At 65.7% G+C, this 19,070-nt stretch carries 15 protein-coding genes and 1 riboswitch; of the genes, 7 read left to right on the top strand and 8 right to left on the bottom strand.

The features are described 5' to 3' along the window. Positions 1-48: 48 nt before the first annotated feature. Positions 49-1,704 (top strand): energy-dependent translational throttle protein EttA, encoded by a 1,656-nt coding sequence (gene ettA, locus C2I35_RS06730; protein WP_103762250.1) that lies wholly within the window; start codon positions 49-51, stop codon positions 1,702-1,704. Positions 1,705-1,725: 21 nt separating this feature from the next. Here ettA and C2I35_RS22725 read toward each other — a convergent pair whose 3' ends face one another. Together C2I35_RS22725 and C2I35_RS06720 are read right to left on the bottom strand one after the other, a co-directional pair. Beyond that, positions 1,726-2,388, bottom strand: a complete 663-nt coding sequence (locus tag C2I35_RS22725) for an REP-associated tyrosine transposase (protein WP_425442893.1) — start codon at positions 2,386-2,388, stop codon at positions 1,726-1,728. 97 nt (positions 2,389-2,485) lie between these two features. Then, positions 2,486-2,809, bottom strand: a complete 324-nt coding sequence (locus C2I35_RS06720) for a BrnA antitoxin family protein (protein WP_103762249.1) — start codon at positions 2,807-2,809, stop codon at positions 2,486-2,488. 150 nt (positions 2,810-2,959) lie between these two features. On the opposite strand from C2I35_RS06720, the gene C2I35_RS06715 reads away from it, so the two are divergent. Next, positions 2,960-4,126 (top strand): NAD(P)/FAD-dependent oxidoreductase, encoded by a 1,167-nt coding sequence (locus tag C2I35_RS06715; RefSeq protein ID WP_103762248.1) that lies wholly within the window; start codon positions 2,960-2,962, stop codon positions 4,124-4,126. A gap of 117 nt (positions 4,127-4,243) precedes the next feature. Next, positions 4,244-4,807, top strand: coding sequence for a L,D-transpeptidase (locus tag C2I35_RS06710; RefSeq protein WP_103762502.1), 564 nt, complete (start codon positions 4,244-4,246; stop codon positions 4,805-4,807). A gap of 153 nt (positions 4,808-4,960) precedes the next feature. Here C2I35_RS06710 and C2I35_RS06705 read toward each other — a convergent pair whose 3' ends face one another. Further along, positions 4,961-5,638: an arylesterase gene (locus tag C2I35_RS06705; RefSeq protein WP_103762247.1), complete on the bottom strand. Its 678-nt coding sequence runs from the start codon at positions 5,636-5,638 to the stop codon at positions 4,961-4,963. Here C2I35_RS06705 and C2I35_RS06700 point away from each other — a divergent pair. The 3 genes from C2I35_RS06700 (at position 5,637) to C2I35_RS06690 (ending at position 9,803) form a co-directional block, all read left to right on the top strand. Continuing rightward, positions 5,637-6,335 carry an ABC transporter ATP-binding protein gene (locus C2I35_RS06700; RefSeq protein WP_103762246.1) on the top strand — a complete coding sequence of 233 codons (699 nt, stop codon included), beginning with the start codon at positions 5,637-5,639 and terminating at the stop codon, positions 6,333-6,335. The genes C2I35_RS06705 and C2I35_RS06700 overlap by 2 nt on opposite strands. Next, positions 6,332-8,833, top strand: coding sequence for an ABC transporter permease (locus C2I35_RS06695; RefSeq protein ID WP_103762245.1), 2,502 nt, complete (start codon positions 6,332-6,334; stop codon positions 8,831-8,833). The genes C2I35_RS06700 and C2I35_RS06695 overlap by 4 nt, the downstream gene beginning before the upstream one ends. Positions 8,834-8,927: 94 nt before the next feature. Continuing rightward, on the top strand, positions 8,928-9,803 hold the full coding sequence (locus tag C2I35_RS06690; RefSeq protein ID WP_103762244.1) for an inositol monophosphatase family protein: 876 nt from the start codon (positions 8,928-8,930) through the stop codon (positions 9,801-9,803). A 348-nt stretch (positions 9,804-10,151) separates the two neighbouring features. On the opposite strand, the gene gcvP is transcribed toward C2I35_RS06690, so the two are convergent. The 3 genes from gcvP to gcvT all read right to left on the bottom strand — a co-directional run bounded on the left by gcvP (position 10,152) and on the right by gcvT (position 14,659). Further along, complete coding sequence (gene gcvP / locus C2I35_RS06685; protein ID WP_103762243.1) at positions 10,152-13,004, bottom strand: aminomethyl-transferring glycine dehydrogenase; 2,853 nt, start codon at positions 13,002-13,004, stop codon at positions 10,152-10,154. Between the two features lie 153 nt (positions 13,005-13,157). Beyond that, a complete protein-coding gene (gcvH, locus tag C2I35_RS06680; RefSeq protein WP_103762242.1) occupies positions 13,158-13,517 on the bottom strand; it encodes a glycine cleavage system protein GcvH in 360 nt (119 codons plus the stop codon). Positions 13,518-13,534: 17 nt separating this feature from the next. Next, positions 13,535-14,659 carry a glycine cleavage system aminomethyltransferase GcvT gene (gene gcvT / locus C2I35_RS06675; protein ID WP_103762501.1) on the bottom strand — a complete coding sequence of 375 codons (1,125 nt, stop codon included), beginning with the start codon at positions 14,657-14,659 and terminating at the stop codon, positions 13,535-13,537. Between the two features lie 155 nt (positions 14,660-14,814). Further along, positions 14,815-14,901: riboswitch (glycine riboswitch) on the bottom strand. 130 nt (positions 14,902-15,031) lie between these two features. Between gcvT and C2I35_RS06670 the strand changes: the two genes are divergently transcribed. After that, the gene (locus C2I35_RS06670; RefSeq protein ID WP_103762241.1) at positions 15,032-15,622 is read left to right on the top strand and encodes a gamma-glutamylcyclotransferase family protein; all 591 of its coding nucleotides are present in this window, start codon (positions 15,032-15,034) and stop codon (positions 15,620-15,622) included. A gap of 720 nt (positions 15,623-16,342) precedes the next feature. On the opposite strand, the gene gltX is transcribed toward C2I35_RS06670, so the two are convergent. Together gltX and C2I35_RS06660 are read right to left on the bottom strand one after the other, a co-directional pair. Beyond that, positions 16,343-17,668 carry a glutamate--tRNA ligase gene (gene gltX, locus C2I35_RS06665; protein WP_103762240.1) on the bottom strand — a complete coding sequence of 442 codons (1,326 nt, stop codon included), beginning with the start codon at positions 17,666-17,668 and terminating at the stop codon, positions 16,343-16,345. 54 nt (positions 17,669-17,722) lie between these two features. Further along, the gene (locus C2I35_RS06660; protein ID WP_103762239.1) at positions 17,723-19,051 is read right to left on the bottom strand and encodes an MFS transporter; all 1,329 of its coding nucleotides are present in this window, start codon (positions 19,049-19,051) and stop codon (positions 17,723-17,725) included. Positions 19,052-19,070 lie beyond the last annotated feature (19 nt).

The following is a 19,070-nucleotide window of genomic DNA, read 5'->3' as shown; positions in this document are numbered from 1 at the left end:
CGGTTACATGGGCCTCAACGTATCCCCTTTACGAAAAGAGCACGGACCATGGCAGCCTACCAATACGTCTACCACATGCAGGGCGTCTCCAAGACCTACCCCGGCGGCAAGAAATGTTTCGAGAACATCCATCTCAGCTTCCTGCCCGGCGTGAAGATCGGCGTCGTCGGCGTGAACGGCGCCGGTAAATCCACCCTGATGAAGATCATGGCCGGACTCGACACCGATTTCACCGGCGAGGCGTGGTCCGCCGAGGGCGCCAAGGTCGGCTACCTGCCGCAGGAACCCCAACTCGACGAAAGCCTCACCGTGCGCGAAAACGTCATGCTCGGCGTCGCCGCCCACAAGGCCAAGCTCGAACGCTTCAACGAACTGGCGATGAACTACTCGGACGAAACCGCCGACGAGATGGCCGCCCTCCAGGACGAGATCGACAGCAACAACCTGTGGGATCTCGACAGCCAGGTCGACGTCTCGATGGAGGCGCTGCGCTGCCCCCCCGACGACGCCGACGTAAGCACACTCTCGGGCGGCGAAAAGCGCCGTGTCGCGCTCTGCAAGCTGCTGCTCGAGGCGCCCGACATGCTGCTCCTCGACGAGCCCACCAACCACCTCGACGCGGAAACCATCGCCTGGCTGCAACAGCACCTGATCGACTACAAGGGCACGATCCTGATCGTCACGCACGACCGTTATTTCCTGGACGACATCACCGGCTGGATTCTCGAGTTGGACCGCGGCCGCGGCATCCCCTACGAGGGCAACTATTCCGCGTGGCTCGAACAAAAGGCCAAGCGGCTGGAACAGGAAAAGCGCGAGGACAAGTCCAAGCAGAAGACCCTCGAACGCGAGCTGGAATGGATGCGGCAGGGCCAGAAGGCCCGCCAGTCCAAGCAGAAGGCCCGGATCGAACGCTACAACGAGCTGGCCAACCAGTCCGAGCGTGAAAAGGTCTCCCGCGCCCAGATCGTCATCCCCAACGGCCCCCGCCTTGGCGGCAAGGTGATCGAGGTCGAGGGCCTGCAAAAGGCCATGGGCGACAAGCTTCTGATCGAGGACCTGACCTTCTCGCTGCCCCCCGGCGGCATCGTCGGCGTGATCGGCCCCAACGGCGCCGGTAAATCCACGCTGTTCAAGATGTTCACCGGGCAGGAGCAGCCGGACAAGGGCGAGCTGTCCTACGGCGACACGGTCGAACTCTCTTATGTCGACCAGTCCCGCGACGACCTCAAGGACAACGACACCGTGTGGGAGGCCATCACCGGCGGCGCCGAAATCATCCAACTGGGCGACGCGCAAGTGAACTCCCGCGCCTATTGCTCATCCTTCAACTTCAAGGGCGGCGACCAGCAAAAGAAAGTCTCGCTGCTGTCAGGCGGCGAACGCAACCGCGTCCACATGGCCCGGCTCCTGAAAGAAGGCGGCAACGTCCTCCTGCTCGACGAACCGACCAACGACCTCGACGTCGAAACCCTCCGCGCCCTGGAAGACGCGCTGGTCGACTTCGCCGGCTGCGCCGTGGTCATCTCCCACGACCGCTTCTTCCTCGACCGCATCTGCACCCACATCCTGGCCTTCGAAGGCGAGGCCCATGTCGAATGGTTCGAAGGCAACTTCGAGGATTACGAGGAAGATAAGAAGAGACGTTTGGGGCCAGACGCGCTAGAACCGAAGAGGATCAAGCATAAGAAGTTCGCGAGGTGACTTTTGGCCTCTGGCCAAATGTCACCAGTGGGCGAAAGCGTTTCCGCAGGAAATGCGTGCCCACCCCATCGATCTGCCGGGAACTGACCTGCTCCCTCGCCGTCCCGGGCTCGACCCGGGACCTCCGGACCCCAAGATCCTCGGATCAAACCCGAGGATGACGTAGGGTGGGTGAAAACCCACGCATTCTACCCGAGATTCAAACGCCCGGATGCCAGGTCCCGATGCACCGAAGAATACGTCCAATCCGTTGGTTCTACCACGAACCCATGCTTGACCGGGTTCATCCAGCAACACCGCATCGTAGTCTTCCGGGCCACGCACATGATGCTCCCAAAACCGCCGCTGCCAGATCCCGGCATCCCTTTTCCGGCGCTTGCTCTCCGACCGGCGTAGGGTGGGGTTCCACCCCACCGCATGTCCCGTCTCCTTTGCCAAGGTGGGGTGGAACCCCACCCTACAGTCATCCCGCAGGCTCCGCGTGAACCGCGACTTGATCGCGCCCCACCGCGTCGAGAAATCATGATCTCCCTCCGGCAAGGTCCAAACAGCATGCAGGTGATCCGGCAAGACCACCCAGGCGTCGATATGAAACGGCCGCTCGACCCGAGTCCGCCGGACCGCCGCACGCAAACGCGCGATCTCATCCACCAGCAATCGGCTCCCCCGTTCCGCAAGGGTCATGGTGAAGAACACCGTTGCACCGGGAACGTTCGGTCGGAGGTAATTAGACATCCCCCAACCCTGAACGAAACATGATTAAGAAAAGGTTGCCTCTCCCCTACTCCCCCATCCCAACCCTCTCCCGCAACACCTCCTCCAACCGCACCTCCTTCGCCAGATGCATCTGCATATACGTCGCCAGCAGCCGGTTGATCCGCCCCTGGTACCCCTTCCCCATCGCCCGGTAGAACCGCGCCACTGACCGGTCCAGATACAGCGTCACCTTCTCCTTCGGCTCCTCCACCGGCACGTCCATCTCCAGCGTGTGCCACGCCTCCGGGATCTCGTCCGCGATCGTGTCGGGGATCCAGCTTTCCTGCTGCAGATAGATCAGGCTTTGCATCAGGCTGGCGCGGGCGGCGCGTTCGGTCTTGGTGGGCATGGCGGGCTCCTCTGTGGCGAGCCCGCATCCTCGCCCCAAACCCTTACCGGAACTTAACCCCACCGCACCGCCGCGTTACCACCCGGATACCGACGTGATACCGACACGTCTTTCCGCGCCCCTCGGGATGCTCTATCTCCCCTGTCCAAGATGCCCGATTTCGACCTTGTCATCCTCGGCGCCGGCCCCGCCGGAACCGCCGCCGCCATGCAGGCCCGCACGCTTGGCCTGAGCGTTGCGCTGGTCGACAAGGCATTGTTTCCACGCCAGAAACTCTGCGGCGGGCTTGTGACAGGCCGCTGTGCGGCGCATCTGTCCGACATTTTCGGCATGCAGATCACCCCGGACCTTTTCGAGACACGGCGGAATTTCGAATTTCACCTGAAAGATCAATATCTTGGAGACCTCCAGGACGTCCCGCCACTGCACCTCACCATGCGTTGGGACTTCGATCATCACCTGCTGAAACAGGCCCTTGCCGCCGGGGCCGCCGACTATACCGGTCACCGCATCGAAGCCCTTGATTTCAAAAACAATAAAGTCAATCTGGCCGAGGGCGAACCCCTCTCCTACAAGCTCCTCATCGCCGCCGACGGCGTTCAAAGCCCCACCGCCAAGGCCTTGTTCGGCAAGCCTTTTTCCCAAGACACCATCGGTTTCGCGCTGGAGGTCGAAGGCCCCTCGCAAGCCCCGACCGAGGCCACGCCCATCCGCATCGACTTTGCCGCCGCCGACTGGGGCTACGGCTGGTCCTTCCCGAAAAAATACAGCACGACCATAGGCTTGGGTGGCCTTCACGCCCAAAACCCCGACATGAAATCGCACCTCGCCACCTATCTGGACAAGCTGGGAACCGGTCAGACCGCCAAGGTCAAAGGCCATTTTTTGCCCTTCGGCGCCCCAAGGCCCATCCCCGGCAAGGACAATGTCCTGCTCGCGGGCGACGCCGCCGGCCTTGTCGACCCGATCACCGGCGAGGGGATCGGCCACGCCATCCACTCCGGCGCCCTCGCCGCCCGTGCCGCGAAAACCGCGCTGGATCAAGGGGATGCCCAGCGCGCCCTTCCGCTCTACACGACCGCGACCAAGCCGATCCGCCGCGCGATCGCGCAGGCCCGCCTGTTGCGTCCGCTGATCTTCTCCGCGCGCCTGCAGCCGTTCTTCGCCCGTACCTTTACAGCCTCGCAAACGCTCAAACGCGACTATATGCACCTGCTTTCAGGCGAAATCGAGTATCCGGCCCTCCTGCGCCGCACCGGTCTCCGCCTGCCGCGCGCGGCAATCCGTTACCTCTCTGCCGCAGCTTCGGGAAACTGACGCTTGACGGTCACAGAATCGCTTGCCCTACCGCCATTCACTTGTTTTTGATTTCTAAATGCTCATGTGGCGGAATATCGCCACACCCACATGCCGCCGTTTCGAGGGGAAGAAAACATGATGAATCGCCGCCAATTCGTGGCCACCGCGGCCGCGGCTGCCACTGCGCCCGCGCTGCCTGCCGCCGCGCAGTCGTTCCAGATCGCTCCAAAATACATGCCGCAGGATGTGAACATCTCGGCCCAGTATGCCCCCGGCCAGATGCTGATCCTGCCCAAGGCGCATTTCCTGTACCTGATCACCGAGCAGGGCCGCGCCCGCCGCTACGGCGTGGGCGTCGGCAAAGCCGGCTTGGAGTTCACCGGCCGCGCCACCATCGACGTCAAGAAAAAGTGGCCGACTTGGCGCCCGACGCAGGAAATGATCGAGCGCGAGCCCAAGACCTATGCCAAGTTCAAGGGCAACGACTACGTCCAGCCGGGCGGCAAGGGCAACCCGCTGGGCGCACGCGCGCTCTACCTCTTCCAGAACGGTCGTGACACGTATTTCCGCATCCACGGCACCACCGCACCCCGCTCGATCGGGCGCTCGGTGTCCAACGGATGCATCCGTATGATCAACGAGCACGTGATCGACCTTTACGAACGCGTGCCGCTGGGCACGGTGGTCACGGTTCTCTAAGAGACCTGCGCGGAACCAAGGCGCGGCTTGTCGCGCCCCGCGCAAGCGACGGGCCGCCAACGTCAGCCGCCAAACTTCCCGTCCCGGGCTTGACCCGGGACCGCTTCCTCGGGTTCAGACTGAGATCCGGCCAAGCAGGAAAGCCCCGCGACCTCACTCCACCCGGTCAGCCAGATCCGCGACCGCCGGCCCCATCGCCTCGACGATCCGGGCCACGCCCTCGGCATTCGGATGAATCCCGTCCGACTGGAAATACCCCTGCAGCTCGGATGGATCCCCCTCGCCCAACCCTTTGAAGAAGCTCTCGAAATAAAGCGCGCCGAACTCTTGCGACAACTCCGGGTACATCGCGTCGAACGCCGCCTTGTAATCCGGCCCGAAATTCGTCGGCGCCTGCATCCCCACCATAAGCACCGGCAGGTCTTGCCCCTCGGCCACCTCAAGGATCGTCCTCAGGTTCGCCCGCGCCTCGCCCGGGTCCAACCCGCGCAGCATGTCGTTGCCGCCCAGCGCCACGATCATCGCGTCGACCTCGGGCGTCAGGCTCCATTCGACCCGCGATGCGCCCCCGGCAGTGGTATCTCCCGACACGCCCGCATTGATGACCTCGGCCGCGACGTCGTTCTCTTCCAACCAGCTTTCCAGCTGCGGCACGAACCCGTCGTCCTGCGCCAGCCCGTAGCCCTGCGTCAGGCTGTCACCCAGCGCCAGGATCGTCACCGGCTCTTCACCAAATGCCGGTAAACCAAGGAAAACAAGCGCCGCAACCTTGCCCGCCAAGGCCCGGACCCCATATGTGAAACGACGAAAAGCAGACAGGCAGAACCCCATGACAGACCCCGTGTTATCGCTACGCGAGGCCGCACTCTCGCTGCAAGGCAATGCAGGCCCCGTCGACATACTTGAGGCGATCAGCCTCGATGTCCACCGCGGCGACACACTCGGGCTGGTGGGGCCGTCGGGTTCCGGCAAATCCTCGCTGCTGATGCTGATGGGCGGGCTGGAACGCGCCACCGGTGGCACGGTCACGGCCTTGGGCCAAGACCTCACGACAATGTCCGAGGATGCGCTCGCCCGCCTGCGCCGCGATCATATCGGCGTGGTCTTCCAGTCCTTCCACCTTATTCCAACCATGACCGCACTGGAAAACGTCGCCACCCCCCTCGAACTGGCCGGCAATCCCGACGCCTTCACCCGCGCCGAGGAGGAGCTGACCGCCGTGGGCCTGGGCAAACGCCTGAACCACTATCCCTCGCAACTCTCGGGCGGCGAGCAACAGCGCGTGGCATTGGCCCGCGCCGCCGCGCCGCGCCCCGATATCCTCTTGGCGGACGAGCCCACAGGCAATCTCGACAGCACCACCGGCACCGCCATCATCGATCTGCTCTTCGGTCTTCAGGACCGCCACGGCGCCACGCTGGTCCTCGTCACCCACGACCCCGGCCTTGCCGATCGCTGCGCCCGCGTGGCCGAACTCAGCGACGGCCACCTTTCCGAGCGTCAGACCCCCAAGGCCCGCACCGCATGAAACTCCGGCTCGCCGCACGCCTTGCGGCCCGCGAACTGCGCGGCGGCCTGCACGGGTTCCGCATCTTCCTTGCCTGCGTGATCCTCGGCGTCGCGGCCATCGCCGCCGTCGGCACCGTCCGCCAGAGCATCACCGAGGGCCTCGCCCAGGAAGGCGCCACGCTCTTGGGCGGCGACGCGGAAATCGAACTGACCTACCGCTTCGCCAACCCGGACGAGCTTGCGTGGATGCAAGACACCGCCACGCAAGTCTCCGAGATCGCCGATTTCCGCTCCATGGCCGTCTTCGGAGAGGAACGCAGCCTGACGCAGGTGAAAGCCGTTGACACCGCCTATCCCCTCGTGGGCACGGTGGGCCTTTCCCCCGACATTCCCCTGAATGAGGCGCTGGTGAATGATGGCCTCGTCATGCACCCCACCCTGGCTGACCGCCTTGGCGCGACCCCCGGCGACACCGTCACGCTGGGCTCCAAATCTTTCACCTTGCGCGCCCTGATCGAGCGGGAACCCGACAGCCGCACCGGCGGCTTCGGCCTCGGCCCCCGCACCATCGTCATGCGCAGCGCGCTGGACGGCGCGGGATTGCTCGAACCCGGCACGCTCTTTTCCTCGCATTACCGCCTCGACCTGCCCCCCGGCACAAATCTCGACGCCACCCGGGCAGAGGCCGAGGACGCCCTCGAAGGCAGCGGCATGCGCTGGTCCGACGCCCGAAACGGCGCGCCGGGCGTGGCCGAATTCGTCGAGCGTCTCGGCGCGTTCCTGATCCTCGTGGGCCTCTCCGGTCTGGCCGTCGGCGGCGTCGGCATCTCCGCCGCGCTGCGCGCCTATCTGTCGGGCAAGACGCAGACCATCGCCATCCTCCGCAGTCTCGGCGCGGACCAACGCACGATCTTCCTCACCTACCTGATGCAGGTCGCCGTTCTGGGCGCCCTTGGCATCACCCTCGGCCTCGCCCTCGGCGTCGGCCTGCCGGTGCTGCTGTCGCCCATCATCACCGCGCAACTGCCGGTGCCTGCCGTCTTCGCCCCCTACCCGGGACCCATGGCCGAGGCCGCGATCTACAGCGCCCTCACCATCCTCATCTTCACGCTCTGGCCGCTCGCTCAGGCACGAGATATCCGCCCTGCCGCGCTTTACCGAGACGCCGACACGTCCGGCACGATCCCCGGCGCGGGTTTCATCCTGACCACCGCCGCCCTCGTCGCGGTTCTCGTCTGGGTCGCTGCATGGTTCTCCGGCAACGCGACCCTGACCTACTGGACGGCAGGCTCCATCGCCGCCGCCCTCGTCGTGCTGGCCCTCGCGGGCCTTGCCCTGCGCGCCGCCGCCCGCAAAATGCGCCCGCTGGCCCGGGGCCGCACCGCGCTCGGCTGGGCGCTCGGCGCCATAGGCGGCCCGCGCAGCACCGCCAGCGCCGTGGTCCTGTCGCTCGGCCTCGGCCTGTCGGTCCTTGCCGCCGTGGGCCAGGTCGACCGCAACCTGCGCGACGCCATCACCCGGGACCTGCCCACCCGTGCGCCCAGCTTCTTCTTCGTCGACATCCAGCGCGACCAGATGCCCGACTTCTCGGCCCGGCTCGACAGCGACACCGGCGTCACCCGCGTGGACGCCGCCCCCATGCTTCGCGGTATCCTTTCCGAGATCAACGGCCAGCCCGCAGCCGAGGTCGCCGGCGATCACTGGGTCCTGCAAGGCGACCGCGGCGTCAGCTATGCCGCCGCCCTGCCCGACCGCAGCACAGTTACGGACGGCAACTGGTGGCCCGAGGACTACTCCGGCCCGCCCCAGGTCAGCTTCGCCGCCGAGGAAGCCGAAGAGATGGGCCTGAGCCTTGGCGACGAGATTACCCTCAACATCCTCGGCCGCGACCTGACGGCGGAAATCACCTCCTTCCGCGAGGTCGATTTTTCCACCGCCGGCATGGGCTTCATCATGATCCTGAACGAGGCCGCGCTGGTGAACGCCCCGCACAGCTATATCGCCACGGTCTACTCCAACGCCGAATCGGAAACCGCCATCCTCCGCGACCTCTCGCGCCAGTTCCCCAACATCACCGCCATCTCGGTGCGCGACGCCGTCTCCCGCGTCAGCGACCTTCTGGGCAGTCTCGCCTCGGCCACCGCATGGGGCGCCGCCGCAACGCTACTCACCGGCTTCATGGTGCTGATCGGCGCCGCCGCCGCCGATGCCCGCGCCCGCAGCTACGAGGCGGCGATCCTCAAGGTGCTCGGTGCCAGCCGCGCCCGCATCCTCTGGGGTCTTTCCCTGCGCGCCGCGCTCCTCGGCGCAGCGGCGGGCAGCGTCGCACTCGGTGCTGGCATCGCCGGCGCCTGGGCCGTCAGCCACTACGTGATGGAAACCTCTTTCGCCGTGGCCTGGCCCCCCGCACTCGGCATCGTCGCGGGCGGCGCACTGATCAGCCTGCTGGCGGGCCTCGCCTTTGCCCTGGGCCCCATCTCGGCCCGCCCCGCAAAAGTTTTGCGCAGCCGCGAATAACCGCCCATCCCGTACCCCGATCCGGTTGCGATCCGGCGCGCGCGGTGGCACTTAATCCGCATTCCCTCACCTTCGAGTCGTACAAGGAGCGTCCATGACGGAAACCCTGCCCATCCCCGTGTCATCGCCGCTGACAAAGGCGCAGAAGGCTGCGCTCGTCAACCTTGTCCGCCGCGCCGCCCGGGCCGAGGTCATGCCCCGCTTCCGCAACCTTGCCGCCGCCGACATCACCTCGAAATCCGGTCCCGACGACCTGGTGACCGAGGCCGACCACGCGGCCGAGGCCATGATCGCGCGCGGCCTTCAAAAAATGTTCCCCCACGCCCTCGTCGTGGGTGAGGAAGCCGCCGCCGCCGACCCTGCCCTGCGCGGCAAGCTGGCCGAGGCCGAACTTGCCTTCATCCTCGATCCCGTCGACGGCACGTGGAACTTCGTCAATGGTCTGGCGGTGTTCGGCGTCATCGTCTCGGTCACCCGCTTCGGCAAACCGGTCTTCGGCCTGCTCTACGATCCGGTGATGGACGATTTCATCACCGCCGAAGAGGACGGTGCCGCCCAGATGACCCGCGCCACCGGCCGCGCCCGCCCGGTTTCGACCTCGCAAGGCGGCGAGATCGACAGCCTTTCGGGCTACATTCACTTCTCATTGATGGACCGCGCGGTGCAGGAAGAGCTGGCACCGCTTCTCCCGAAATTCGGCCGCACGGGCTCGTTGCGCTGCTCGTGCCATGAATACCGGATGCTGGCGCAAGGCCACGCCGATTTCCTGCTCTCTTCCACGCTCAATCCGTGGGACCACGCGGCGGGCGTTCTGATCGTCCAACGCGCCGGCGGCGTCGTGCGGATGCTGGACGGCCGCGATTACAACGCGGGCATCGAAACCGGCTACCTGCTTGCCGCCGCGAACGAGGCCAGCTGGCAAAATCTGCACGAAGTGTTCTCGATACTGGTCGAGGACGACTCCGCGTAACGTTCAGCCTTCGCACCAGACCTGCAAGCCTGGTGCCTCCCCGTCCCGGACCTGATCCGGGACCTCCGGCACCACGCACCCGCTCGTCAGTCAGACGCAGCGCGGCTGGCGGCACGGCTTGCAACCCGCAAGCCCCACACCTCTTCTGCACGCCCTCCTCTGCACATCCGCAAAATAATTTGAACCCGTCGCGCCCCCGCCGCGACCCATGGGCAATCGTTCGAAGGGCTCTCCCACCTTCCGAACGAGGGTCCCGCCCCTGTCCCGGGCACGACCCAAGGATTTTAGAGAGTGATTTCAGTACCAAAGTAAGGGCGGTCTCCTCCGGGAGGCCGCCTGATTACATGGTCACTCCGCCGCCTCGGCATACTCCTCCATCGGCGGGCAGGTGCACACCAGGTTCCGGTCGCCAAAGACGTTGTCGACCCGGTTCACCGGCGGCCAGTACTTGTCCACCCGGAACGCGCCCGGCGGGAAACAGGCCTGCTCGCGGCTATAGGGCCGGTCCCAGTCCCGCACGAGATCTTCCATCGTGTGCGGCGCGTGTTTCAGCGGATTGTTCTCGCGGTCGCTTTGGCCGTCCTCGATGGCGCGGATCTCCTCGCGGATCGCCAGCATCGCATCGCAGAACCGGTCCAGCTCCGCCTTGGTCTCGGATTCCGTCGGCTCGATCATCAGCGTGCCGGCCACCGGCCAGCTCATCGTCGGCGCGTGAAACCCGCAATCCATCAGCCGCTTGGCGATGTCATCCACCGTCACGCCCGCACTGTCCGCGAAAGGCCGCGTGTCCAGGATGCACTCATGCGCCACCCGGTCGTTGCGGCCCCGGTACAGCACGTCATACGCGCCCTCCAGCCGCTTGGCGATGTAGTTGGCATTCAAGATCGCCACCCGCGTCGCCTGCGTCAGCCCCTCGCCGCCCATCAGCAGCGTATAGGCCCAGCTGATCGGCAGGATCGAGGCCGAGCCGTAAGGCGCCGCCGACACCGGCCCCGGCCCGTCGTCCTGCCCGCGCGGATCGCCCGGCAGATGCGGCGCCAGGTGCGCCTTCACGCCAATCGGCCCCATGCCGGGCCCGCCCCCGCCATGCGGAATGCAGAACGTCTTGTGCAGGTTCAGGTGGCTCACGTCGCCGCCCAGATCCCCGGGCCGCGACAGCCCCACCATGGCATTCAGGTTCGCCCCGTCGATATAGACCTGGCCGCCGTGATCATGGGTGATCTTGCACACCTCCAGCACGGTTTCCTCGAAGACACCATGCGTGCTGGGATAGGTGATCATGCAGCCGGCGAGATTCGCGGCATTGGCCTCCGCCTTGGCGCGGAAGTCGTCAAGGTCGATATCCCCGTTCGCCGCCGACTTCACCGGCACCACTTTCCAGCCCACCATCTGCGCACTGGCCGGGTTGGTGCCATGCGCGGACATCGGAATCAGGCAGACATTGCGATGCCCCTCGCCATTCGCGGCATGATACCCGGATATGGTCAGCAGCCCCGCATACTCTCCCTGCGCGCCCGAATTGGGCTGCATCGACATGTCGTCATAGCCGGTGATCTCGCACAGCCTTGCACTCAGATCGTCGATCATCACGCGGTACCCTTCGGCCTGGTCCTTCGGGCAGAACGGATGCAACCGCGCGAATTCCCGCATGCTGATCGGCATCATCTCGGCGGCGGCGTTCAACTTCATCGTGCACGACCCCAGCGGGATCATCGCCCGGTCCAGCGCCAGGTCCCGGTCCGCCAGCCGCCGCATATAGCGCATCATCTCGGTCTCGGCCCGGTTCATGTGAAAGATCGGATGCTCGAGGTACCCGCTCTTCCGGTGCATCTTTTCGGGCACGCGGTACTCCGGCTTAAAATCCTCGTCCGCCTTCTCAATCCCGAAGGCCCGCCAGACCGCCTCGATATTCTTGGGCCGGGTCGCCTCGTCCAGCGTGATACCGACGCGGTGCTCGCCCACCCGGCGCAGGTTGATCCCCTCGTCCACCGCCGATTTCATCACCGCCGCCTGCAACGGACCCACATCCACCGTGATCGTGTCGAAATAGACCTGCGGGTCCACCTTGAACCCCGCCGCCTCCAGCCCCTTGGCCAGTCGCACGGTCTTGCGGTGAATACGTTGCGCAATGGCCTGCAAGCCCTTCGGCCCGTGAAAGACAGCATACATCGACGCCATCACGGCCAAGAGCGCCTGCGCGGTACAGACATTCGACGTGGCCTTCTCGCGCCGGATATGCTGCTCGCGGGTCTGCAAGGACAGCCGGTAGGCCCGGTTGCCATGGGAATCCACCGACACGCCCACGATCCGCCCCGGCATGGCCCGCTTCATCGCGTCCTTGCAGGCCATGTAGGCCGCGTGCGGCCCGCCATAGCCCATCGGCACGCCGAACCGCTGAACCGAGCCCACCGCGATATCCGCGCCCATTGCGCCGGGTTCCTTCAGCAGGGTCAGCGCCAGCGGGTCCGCCGAGACGATCCCGATCGCGTTCTCGGCGTGCAACGCCTCCATCTGCGGCGTGAAATCCCGCACATGGCCGTAGGTCCCGGGATACTGAAAGAGCGCGCCAAAGACCTTGTCCGCCTCCATCTTCTCCGGGTCGCCCACGATCACCTCGATCCCCAGCGGCGCGGCCCGCGTCTGCACCACCGCGATGTTCTGCGGATGACAATCCCGGTCGACGAAAAACGCCTTCGCCTTCGATTTGGCCACCCGCTGCGCCATGGTCATCGCCTCGGCACAAGCCGTCGCCTCATCCAGCAGCGAGGCATTCGCCACCTCCAACCCCGTCAGGTCACAGATCATCGTCTGGAAGTTCAAAAGCGCCTCCAGCCGTCCCTGGCTGATCTCGGGCTGGTAGGGCGTATAGGCGGTATACCACGCCGGGTTCTCCAGAATATTGCGCTGGATCGCCGGCGGTGTGACGGTGCCGTGATAGCCTTGGCCGATGAGGCTCACCAAAACCTTGTTTTGACTCGCGACCATCCGCATCTCGTGCATCAACTCGCGCTCGGACTTGGGCTTGCCGAAATCCAGTTTCTCCGCCTGGCGGATCGATTTGGGCACCGTCTCGTCGATCAGCTGATCGAGATCCTTCACACCCAACGCGGCATACATCTCGGCCATCTCCTCGGGCGACGGCCCGATATGGCGCCGGTTGGCGAAATCATAAGGCAGGTAATCGGTGGGCTCGAACGGCATGGCAGGCACTCCCGGGTGTCGGACAAAAGATTGTGCCGGGGCGGCCGCACCGCCCCCGCTTCCTCTGGCTCTAAATATCCCCGCCGAAGGCACAAAAATCTTCGAAAGATTTTTGCCAAAATTTTTCAAAAATTTTGCGCCCGGCGGCGCGGATCAGTCGATGAAATCCTTGTAGGCGGCTTCATCCATGTAGTCGTCCATCGGCGAGGTGTCCGACGGCTTGATCTTGAAGAACCATCCGTCGCCCTCGGGGTCCTCGTTGACCTTGCTGGGCGTGTCGGCCAGCACTTCGTTCACTTCCACGATCTCGCCATCCAGCGGCGCCAGGATATCCGAGGCCGCCTTGACGCTCTCGATCACCACGATCTCGTCGTCCTTGGTCACCTCGGCGCCCACCTCGGGCAGCTCCACGAAGACGATATCGCCCAGCTGCTCGGCGGCGTGGCTGGTGATGCCGACCGTGACGATATCCCCGTCCTGGTCCAGCCACTCGTGTTCTTCGGTGTATTTCATGCAAGTCTCCCTGATGCTCAGCGTTTGAAATTTGATGGCGTGAACGGCATATCCGCCACCCGCACGGGCAGGCGCTTGCCGCGTACCTCGCCATAGAGCGTAGTTCCGGCCGAGGCGTGGCTCGCCGCGACATATCCCATCGACATCGGCGCCTCGATGCTCGGCCCGTAGGCGCCCGAGGTGACATGGCCCACGGCCTCACCGCCCGTCTCGCTGCCGAAAATCTGCGTGCCTGCGCGCATCGGTGCACGGCCCTCGGGGCGCAGCCCCACGCGGCACCGCGCCATGCCGTTCTCCAACTGGTCCAGGATCACCTCCGCGCCGGGGAATCCGCCTTCGCGCTCCCCGCCCCGGCGGCGCACCTTCTGGATGGCCCAGCTCAGCCCCGCCTCCACAGGCGTGGTGCCTTGGTCGATATCCTGCCCGTAAAGGCACAGCCCCGCCTCCAGCCGCAGGCTGTCGCGCGCGCCCAGGCCAACCGGCTCCACCGCCTCGTGCAGCAGCAGCGCCCGCGCCAGCGGTTCGGCCTGCGCTTTGGGCACCGAAATCTCGTAACCGTCCTCGCCGGTATAGCCCGAGCGTGACACCCACAATTCCCCGTAATCCGAGGTGAAAATGCCGGTATCCAGGAATTTCATGATCTCGCAGCCCGCGGCGATCGGCGCCAGCGCATCGACCGCCTTCGGCCCTTGCAACGCGATCAGCGCGCGGTCCGTCACCTCGGTCACCTCGCAATCGGGCAGCCCTTCACGCATCAACGCGATATCATCCGCCTTGCAAGCCGCGTTCACCACGACCAACAGGTGATCGCCCCGGTTGGTCAGCATCAGATCATCGAGGATGCCGCCCGTCTCGTTGGTGAAAAATCCGTATCTCTGTCGCTTCTCGCCCAGCCCCAACAGGCTCACCGGCACCAGCCGCTCCATCGCCTGCGCCGCGCCGCCATATCCCGCTTCGTGGCGGATCAGGACCTGCCCCATGTGGCTGACATCGAACAGCCCGGCCTTTTGCCGCGTGTGCAGGTGTTCGCCCATGACGCCGCGCTCGTATTGCAGCGGCATCTCATAGCCCGCGAACCCGGTCATCTTTGCGCCCAGCGCCTTGTGCAGGCCCGTCAGCGGCGTCTCGCGCAGATCGTCCAAGTGGCTCTCCTTCGCATCTCGCACCGGGCGCATCTGGCAGGGCAACCGGCATCCGTTCCGCGTCTCGCATGACGCGTTCGATGCCCCCTCTGTCCTTCCGCCTGAGATCGCTATCCCTTCGGCGCCGCGGGTTTTCCCGCGATCTCTCCAGAGTCTTCCATCGGCCGGTCCTTGCGCCTGAGAGTTTCCGGGGCGGTTGCTCCTTCGGCACCGGCAACGCCGGTTCTCCCGTTCCGATACTTTAGTAGCGTAGTGACCGCCCCGCACCTCTGCAAGCAGAATGACAGGCGCCGATCACAGTTTGGTCGCCCCCATTGACCTTTGCCCCCACGCCTGTTGACATCAGGGCAATCGAGAAAGGTGGTACCCCACGTGCAACCCGGATTCTTCTTCGGCTATGGCAGCCTGGTGAATCGCGGCACCCACGCCTACACAGATGCCCACCCCGCACAGCTTTCTGGCTGGCGGCGTGCTTGGCGCAAGACGACGCTGCGCGAGGTGGCGTATCTCACGGCCGTGCCCGACACCACAGCCCAGATCGACGGCCTCGTGGCCGGCGTGCCCGGTGCCGACTGGGCTGCGCTCGACGCGCGCGAGCGCGCCTACAAACGAGTGCCCGCCCGCCACCAGGTCCGCACCCACTTGCCCGAGGACGCCGACCTCGTGGTCTTCGCCATCCAGGACGGCCAGCACCAGACCCCCGACGCCGTCAGCCCGGTTCTGCTCAGCTATATCGACGTGGTGGTCCAGGGCTACCTGCATGTCTTCGGCGAGGACGGCGTGCAGCGCTTCTTCGATACGACCGACGGCTGGGACGCCCCCATCCTCGACGACCGCCGCCGCCCGCTCTACCCGCGCCACCAAAAGCTTCAGCGCAAGGAGACGGCGCTGGTGAACGACATGCTGGATCGCGTCGGCGCCAAGGTGCAGCCGGTGTCGACCTTCAGCCCGCTCAGGGACTAACCCGCACCCCGCGCGAGTGTCGGCATTGCCCCACCTCGCACGACGACACTCGTCAGGGAGATCCCCGCCGATGCAACAGGCGAAACCGTCAGACGCGATCCCGCGCCGACGTCGTCAGCAGTGCGAACAACAGAACGGCAACGATCAGCAGTCCGATCAGTACTATGGCGCTAGACATATCTCGATCCCAGGTAGCGGTGTTGGCAGACCATCTTGATGAGGTGGAATCAGGGCCGGCAACAAGCCTCCCGGCGCAGACCGGCATCGATGTGTTGCTCAAAAACTCGGGGCATCGGCAAAGAAGCACCGATCAGCCGCCAAGGTGCCGCGTTTTTGCCCGAAGGCGGGTCTGACCTGGGTCACGCGCAGCGTTCGCGATGGCAGGTACGCGGCGAAACAGGGTCTCCGGCCATCCGCTGCGCCGTAACCGCGCGTCTGCCATGCGGGCTTTGCCGCCGTTCGCGACGGAGGCAATCAGTCAGCCTCTGGGGTGGCGATCCGACGGCAATTCTGAAGCATTTAATGCCTGCCAAATACATCCTCGGAATGATCGTTGCGCCCAGCCTCAGCCAAATCGCCAGCCCAAGGGAGGGGCTGACGATGGCCGGGCCGCTTCGCGGCTGTTAACCGGCTGGGGGCTTGGCAACAATGACCAACACCGGACGTCGACGGGGCCTCAATAGACACCCACTCTAGCAGACGTCGCGCGACGACCAGCCTTCAGCCCTTCGCCTTGATCACCTGCAACAGCGGCAGCACCTGGCTCATGTCCGGCCCGTGGTTCTGCCCGGTCAGTGCCTTGCGCAGCGGCATGAACAGGCCCTTGCCCTTGCGGCCGGTCTGTTCCTTGACCACGGACGTCCACTGCCCCCAGGTGTCGCCGTCATGCGGCCCCTCGGGCAACAGCGCCAGCGCCTCGGCCACGAACTCCCGGTCCTCGTCGTCGATCACCGGCTCGGCCCCGTCGCGGAACATGATCCACCAGCCTTCCAGGTCCTGCAGCGTGGTGATGTTCTCGCGCGTCACGCTCCAGAACCGCTCGGCCTGGTCCTCGGGCACGCCCAGCGCCACGATATGCGCCTTCACGTCCGCAAAGTCGCGCCCCTGCAACACCCGCGCGGTCAGCGGGAACAGGTCATTCGCATCGAACTTCGTCGGTGCCGAGCCGAAGCGCGAGATGTCGAACCCCTCGATCAACTCCGCCATGTCCGTCCGCAATTCCACCGGATCGGCCGAGCCCAGCCGCGCCATCAGCGACAACAGCGCCATCGGCTCCACGCCTTGCGCCCGCAGATCGCGCAGGCTCAGCGTGCCCAGCCGTTTCGACAGCGATTCTCCCTGCGGCCCGGTCAGCAGCGAATGATGCGCGAATTGCGGCACGCTGCCGCCCAGCGCCTCGATGATCTGGATCTGCGTCGCGGTATTCGTCACGTGATCCGACCCGCGCACGACGTGCGTCACGCCCATTTCCGTGTCGTCCACGACCGAGGCCAGCGTATACAGCACTTGCCCGTCGCCCCGGATCAACACCGGGTCGCTGACGCTGGCCGCGTCGATGGAAATGTCGCCCAGGATGCCGTCATCCCAATCGATCCGCTCGTGATCCAGCTTGAACCGCCAGACGCCATCGCCCCGCTCGGCGCGCAGTGCCTCCTTCTGTTCCTCGCTCAGCCCCAGCGCGGCCCGGTCATAGACCGGCGGCCGCCCCATGTTCAGCTGTTTCTTCCGCTTCAGGTCCAGCTCGGTCGGCGTCTCGAACGCCTCGTAGAACCGCCCCATCCCGCGCAGGGTGTCGGCGGCCTCCGCATAGCGGTCCAGCCGCTCCGACTGCCGCTCGACCCGGTCCCAGGTCAGGCCCAGCCATTCCAGGTCTTCCTTGATCGCGTCCACGTATTCCTGCTTCGACCGCTCGGGATCGGTGTCGTCGATCCGCAGGATGAACGTCCCCCCGGCCTTGCGGGCAATCAGGAAGTTCATCAGCGCGGTGCGCAGGTTGCCGATATGGATGTACCCGGTGGGGGACGGCGCGAAACGGGTGGTTGTCATGGGGTGTCTCCTGTTGCCGCGCCAAATGTCACAAGGGGGGGCGCTTGTCCAGTATCAGCCGTGCGTGGGCCAGCGGTGATGGGTATCGTCGATGATCACCTCGTGGGCATGGCGCGCGCCCTGTCCGTGCGCCTCCAGATGCGGGTGATCAGGCGGCAAGTCGGGATGCCGATGCGTGATCACCCCCTCGGCGTCTCGCGGCCAGACCCGCCACGCCACCGCCACCGCGCCCAGCCCCAGCAAGGTCAGCAGGCCCAGCGTCGGCCCCAGCCCGATTGTCACGCCCGCCCAGCCCGCCAGCGGATAGGTCACCAGCCAGCACGCATGGCTCAGCGCGAACTGCGCCGCGAAGATCGCCGGGCGGTCCCCGGCATGGGCCGAGCGCCGCAACAGCCGCCCCGAGGGTGTCAGGATCGCGGCCCATAGCGCCCCGATCCCGGCCCAGCCCGCCAGCATCGCGCCCCATCCCATGCCCAGCGTCAGCCCGGCCGCCAGCACCAGGCTCAGCGCCACCAGCGCCAGTGCGGCGGCCATCATGACGGGCCGGTCCTCCACCCGGTCCAGAAGGCGCGGCAGGGCCAGCGCCGTCGCCATCGACCCGGCCCCGAAACAGCCCATCGCCACCGCCAGGTCGGTCTCGGACCCGCCATAGCTGCCCCGCACCAGCACCACCGTGTTGACCAGCACGAAGGCCCCGCTCGCCGCCGCCAGGAAATTCAGGGCCAGCAATCCCCGCAGGCGCGGCGTCGCCAGGTAGATCCGTATCCCCCGCGTCACCCGCTCGCGAAACGGTCTTTGCCCCACCCCCGCGCCCACCGGCGGCACGGCTGCGCCCAGGATCAGCAGCGCCGAGGCACAGAATCCCGCCACCGTACCCAGGAACAGCCAGTTGTAACTCATTACCGTCAGAAGCAGCCCCGCCAGCGCCGGGCTCGCAAGGTTCTCGATGTCATAGGCCAGCCGTGACAGCGACAGCGCGCGCGTATAGTTCCCCTCGTCCGGCAACACGTCGGGCAGGGTCGCCTGAAAGGCCGGGGTGAACGTGGCCGACGCCGCCTGCAACGCGAAGATCAGCACGTAGATCTGCCACACCTCGCTCACGAAGGGCAGGCACAGGGCAATGCCCGCGCGCACCATGTCCGCGCCCACCAGCACCGCGCGGCGCGGCAGAACCTCGACCGCCGCCTGCATCACCGGCGACAGGCCCACATAGGCCACCATCTTGATCGTCAGCGCCAGCCCCAGCACCACGCCCGCGCGCCCCCCGGCCAGGTCATAGGCCAGAAGGCCCAGCGCCACGGTCAACAGGCCCGTGCCCAGCAGGGCGACGACCTGGGCCGCGAAAAGCCGCGCGAAAACGGGATGCTTCAGGATCGACCACATGGCCCAAGCCTAGCCCCCC

The sequence above is a fragment of the Roseovarius confluentis genome (genome assembly GCF_002917925.1).
In the GTDB taxonomy this organism is placed as follows: Bacteria; Pseudomonadota; Alphaproteobacteria; order Rhodobacterales; family Rhodobacteraceae; genus Roseovarius; species Roseovarius confluentis.
The sequence above is the reverse complement of the archived record's forward strand: the minus strand, read 5'-3'. Positions and strand labels throughout refer to the sequence as shown.

What these genes read in the sequence shown, in the direction of transcription:
- C2I35_RS06705 (WP_103762247.1), bottom strand. Translation starts at nt 5,638, where the DNA reads ATGGGGTTCTGCCTGTCTGCTTTTCGTCGTTTCACATATGGGGTCCGG.
- C2I35_RS06660 (WP_103762239.1), bottom strand. Translation starts at nt 19,051, where the DNA reads ATGTGGTCGATCCTGAAGCATCCCGTTTTCGCGCGGCTTTTCGCGGCC.
- C2I35_RS06690 (WP_103762244.1), top strand. Translation starts at nt 8,928, where the DNA reads ATGACGGAAACCCTGCCCATCCCCGTGTCATCGCCGCTGACAAAGGCG.
- C2I35_RS06710 (WP_103762502.1), top strand. Translation starts at nt 4,244, where the DNA reads ATGATGAATCGCCGCCAATTCGTGGCCACCGCGGCCGCGGCTGCCACT.
- gcvP (WP_103762243.1), bottom strand. Translation starts at nt 13,004, where the DNA reads ATGCCGTTCGAGCCCACCGATTACCTGCCTTATGATTTCGCCAACCGG.
- C2I35_RS06715 (WP_103762248.1), top strand. Translation starts at nt 2,960, where the DNA reads ATGCCCGATTTCGACCTTGTCATCCTCGGCGCCGGCCCCGCCGGAACC.
- ettA (WP_103762250.1), top strand. Translation starts at nt 49, where the DNA reads ATGGCAGCCTACCAATACGTCTACCACATGCAGGGCGTCTCCAAGACC.
- gltX (WP_103762240.1), bottom strand. Translation starts at nt 17,668, where the DNA reads ATGACAACCACCCGTTTCGCGCCGTCCCCCACCGGGTACATCCATATC.
- C2I35_RS06695 (WP_103762245.1), top strand. Translation starts at nt 6,332, where the DNA reads ATGAAACTCCGGCTCGCCGCACGCCTTGCGGCCCGCGAACTGCGCGGC.
- C2I35_RS06700 (WP_103762246.1), top strand. Translation starts at nt 5,637, where the DNA reads ATGACAGACCCCGTGTTATCGCTACGCGAGGCCGCACTCTCGCTGCAA.
- C2I35_RS22725 (WP_425442893.1), bottom strand. Translation starts at nt 2,388, where the DNA reads ATGACCCTTGCGGAACGGGGGAGCCGATTGCTGGTGGATGAGATCGCG.
- gcvH (WP_103762242.1), bottom strand. Translation starts at nt 13,517, where the DNA reads ATGAAATACACCGAAGAACACGAGTGGCTGGACCAGGACGGGGATATC.
- C2I35_RS06720 (WP_103762249.1), bottom strand. Translation starts at nt 2,809, where the DNA reads ATGCCCACCAAGACCGAACGCGCCGCCCGCGCCAGCCTGATGCAAAGC.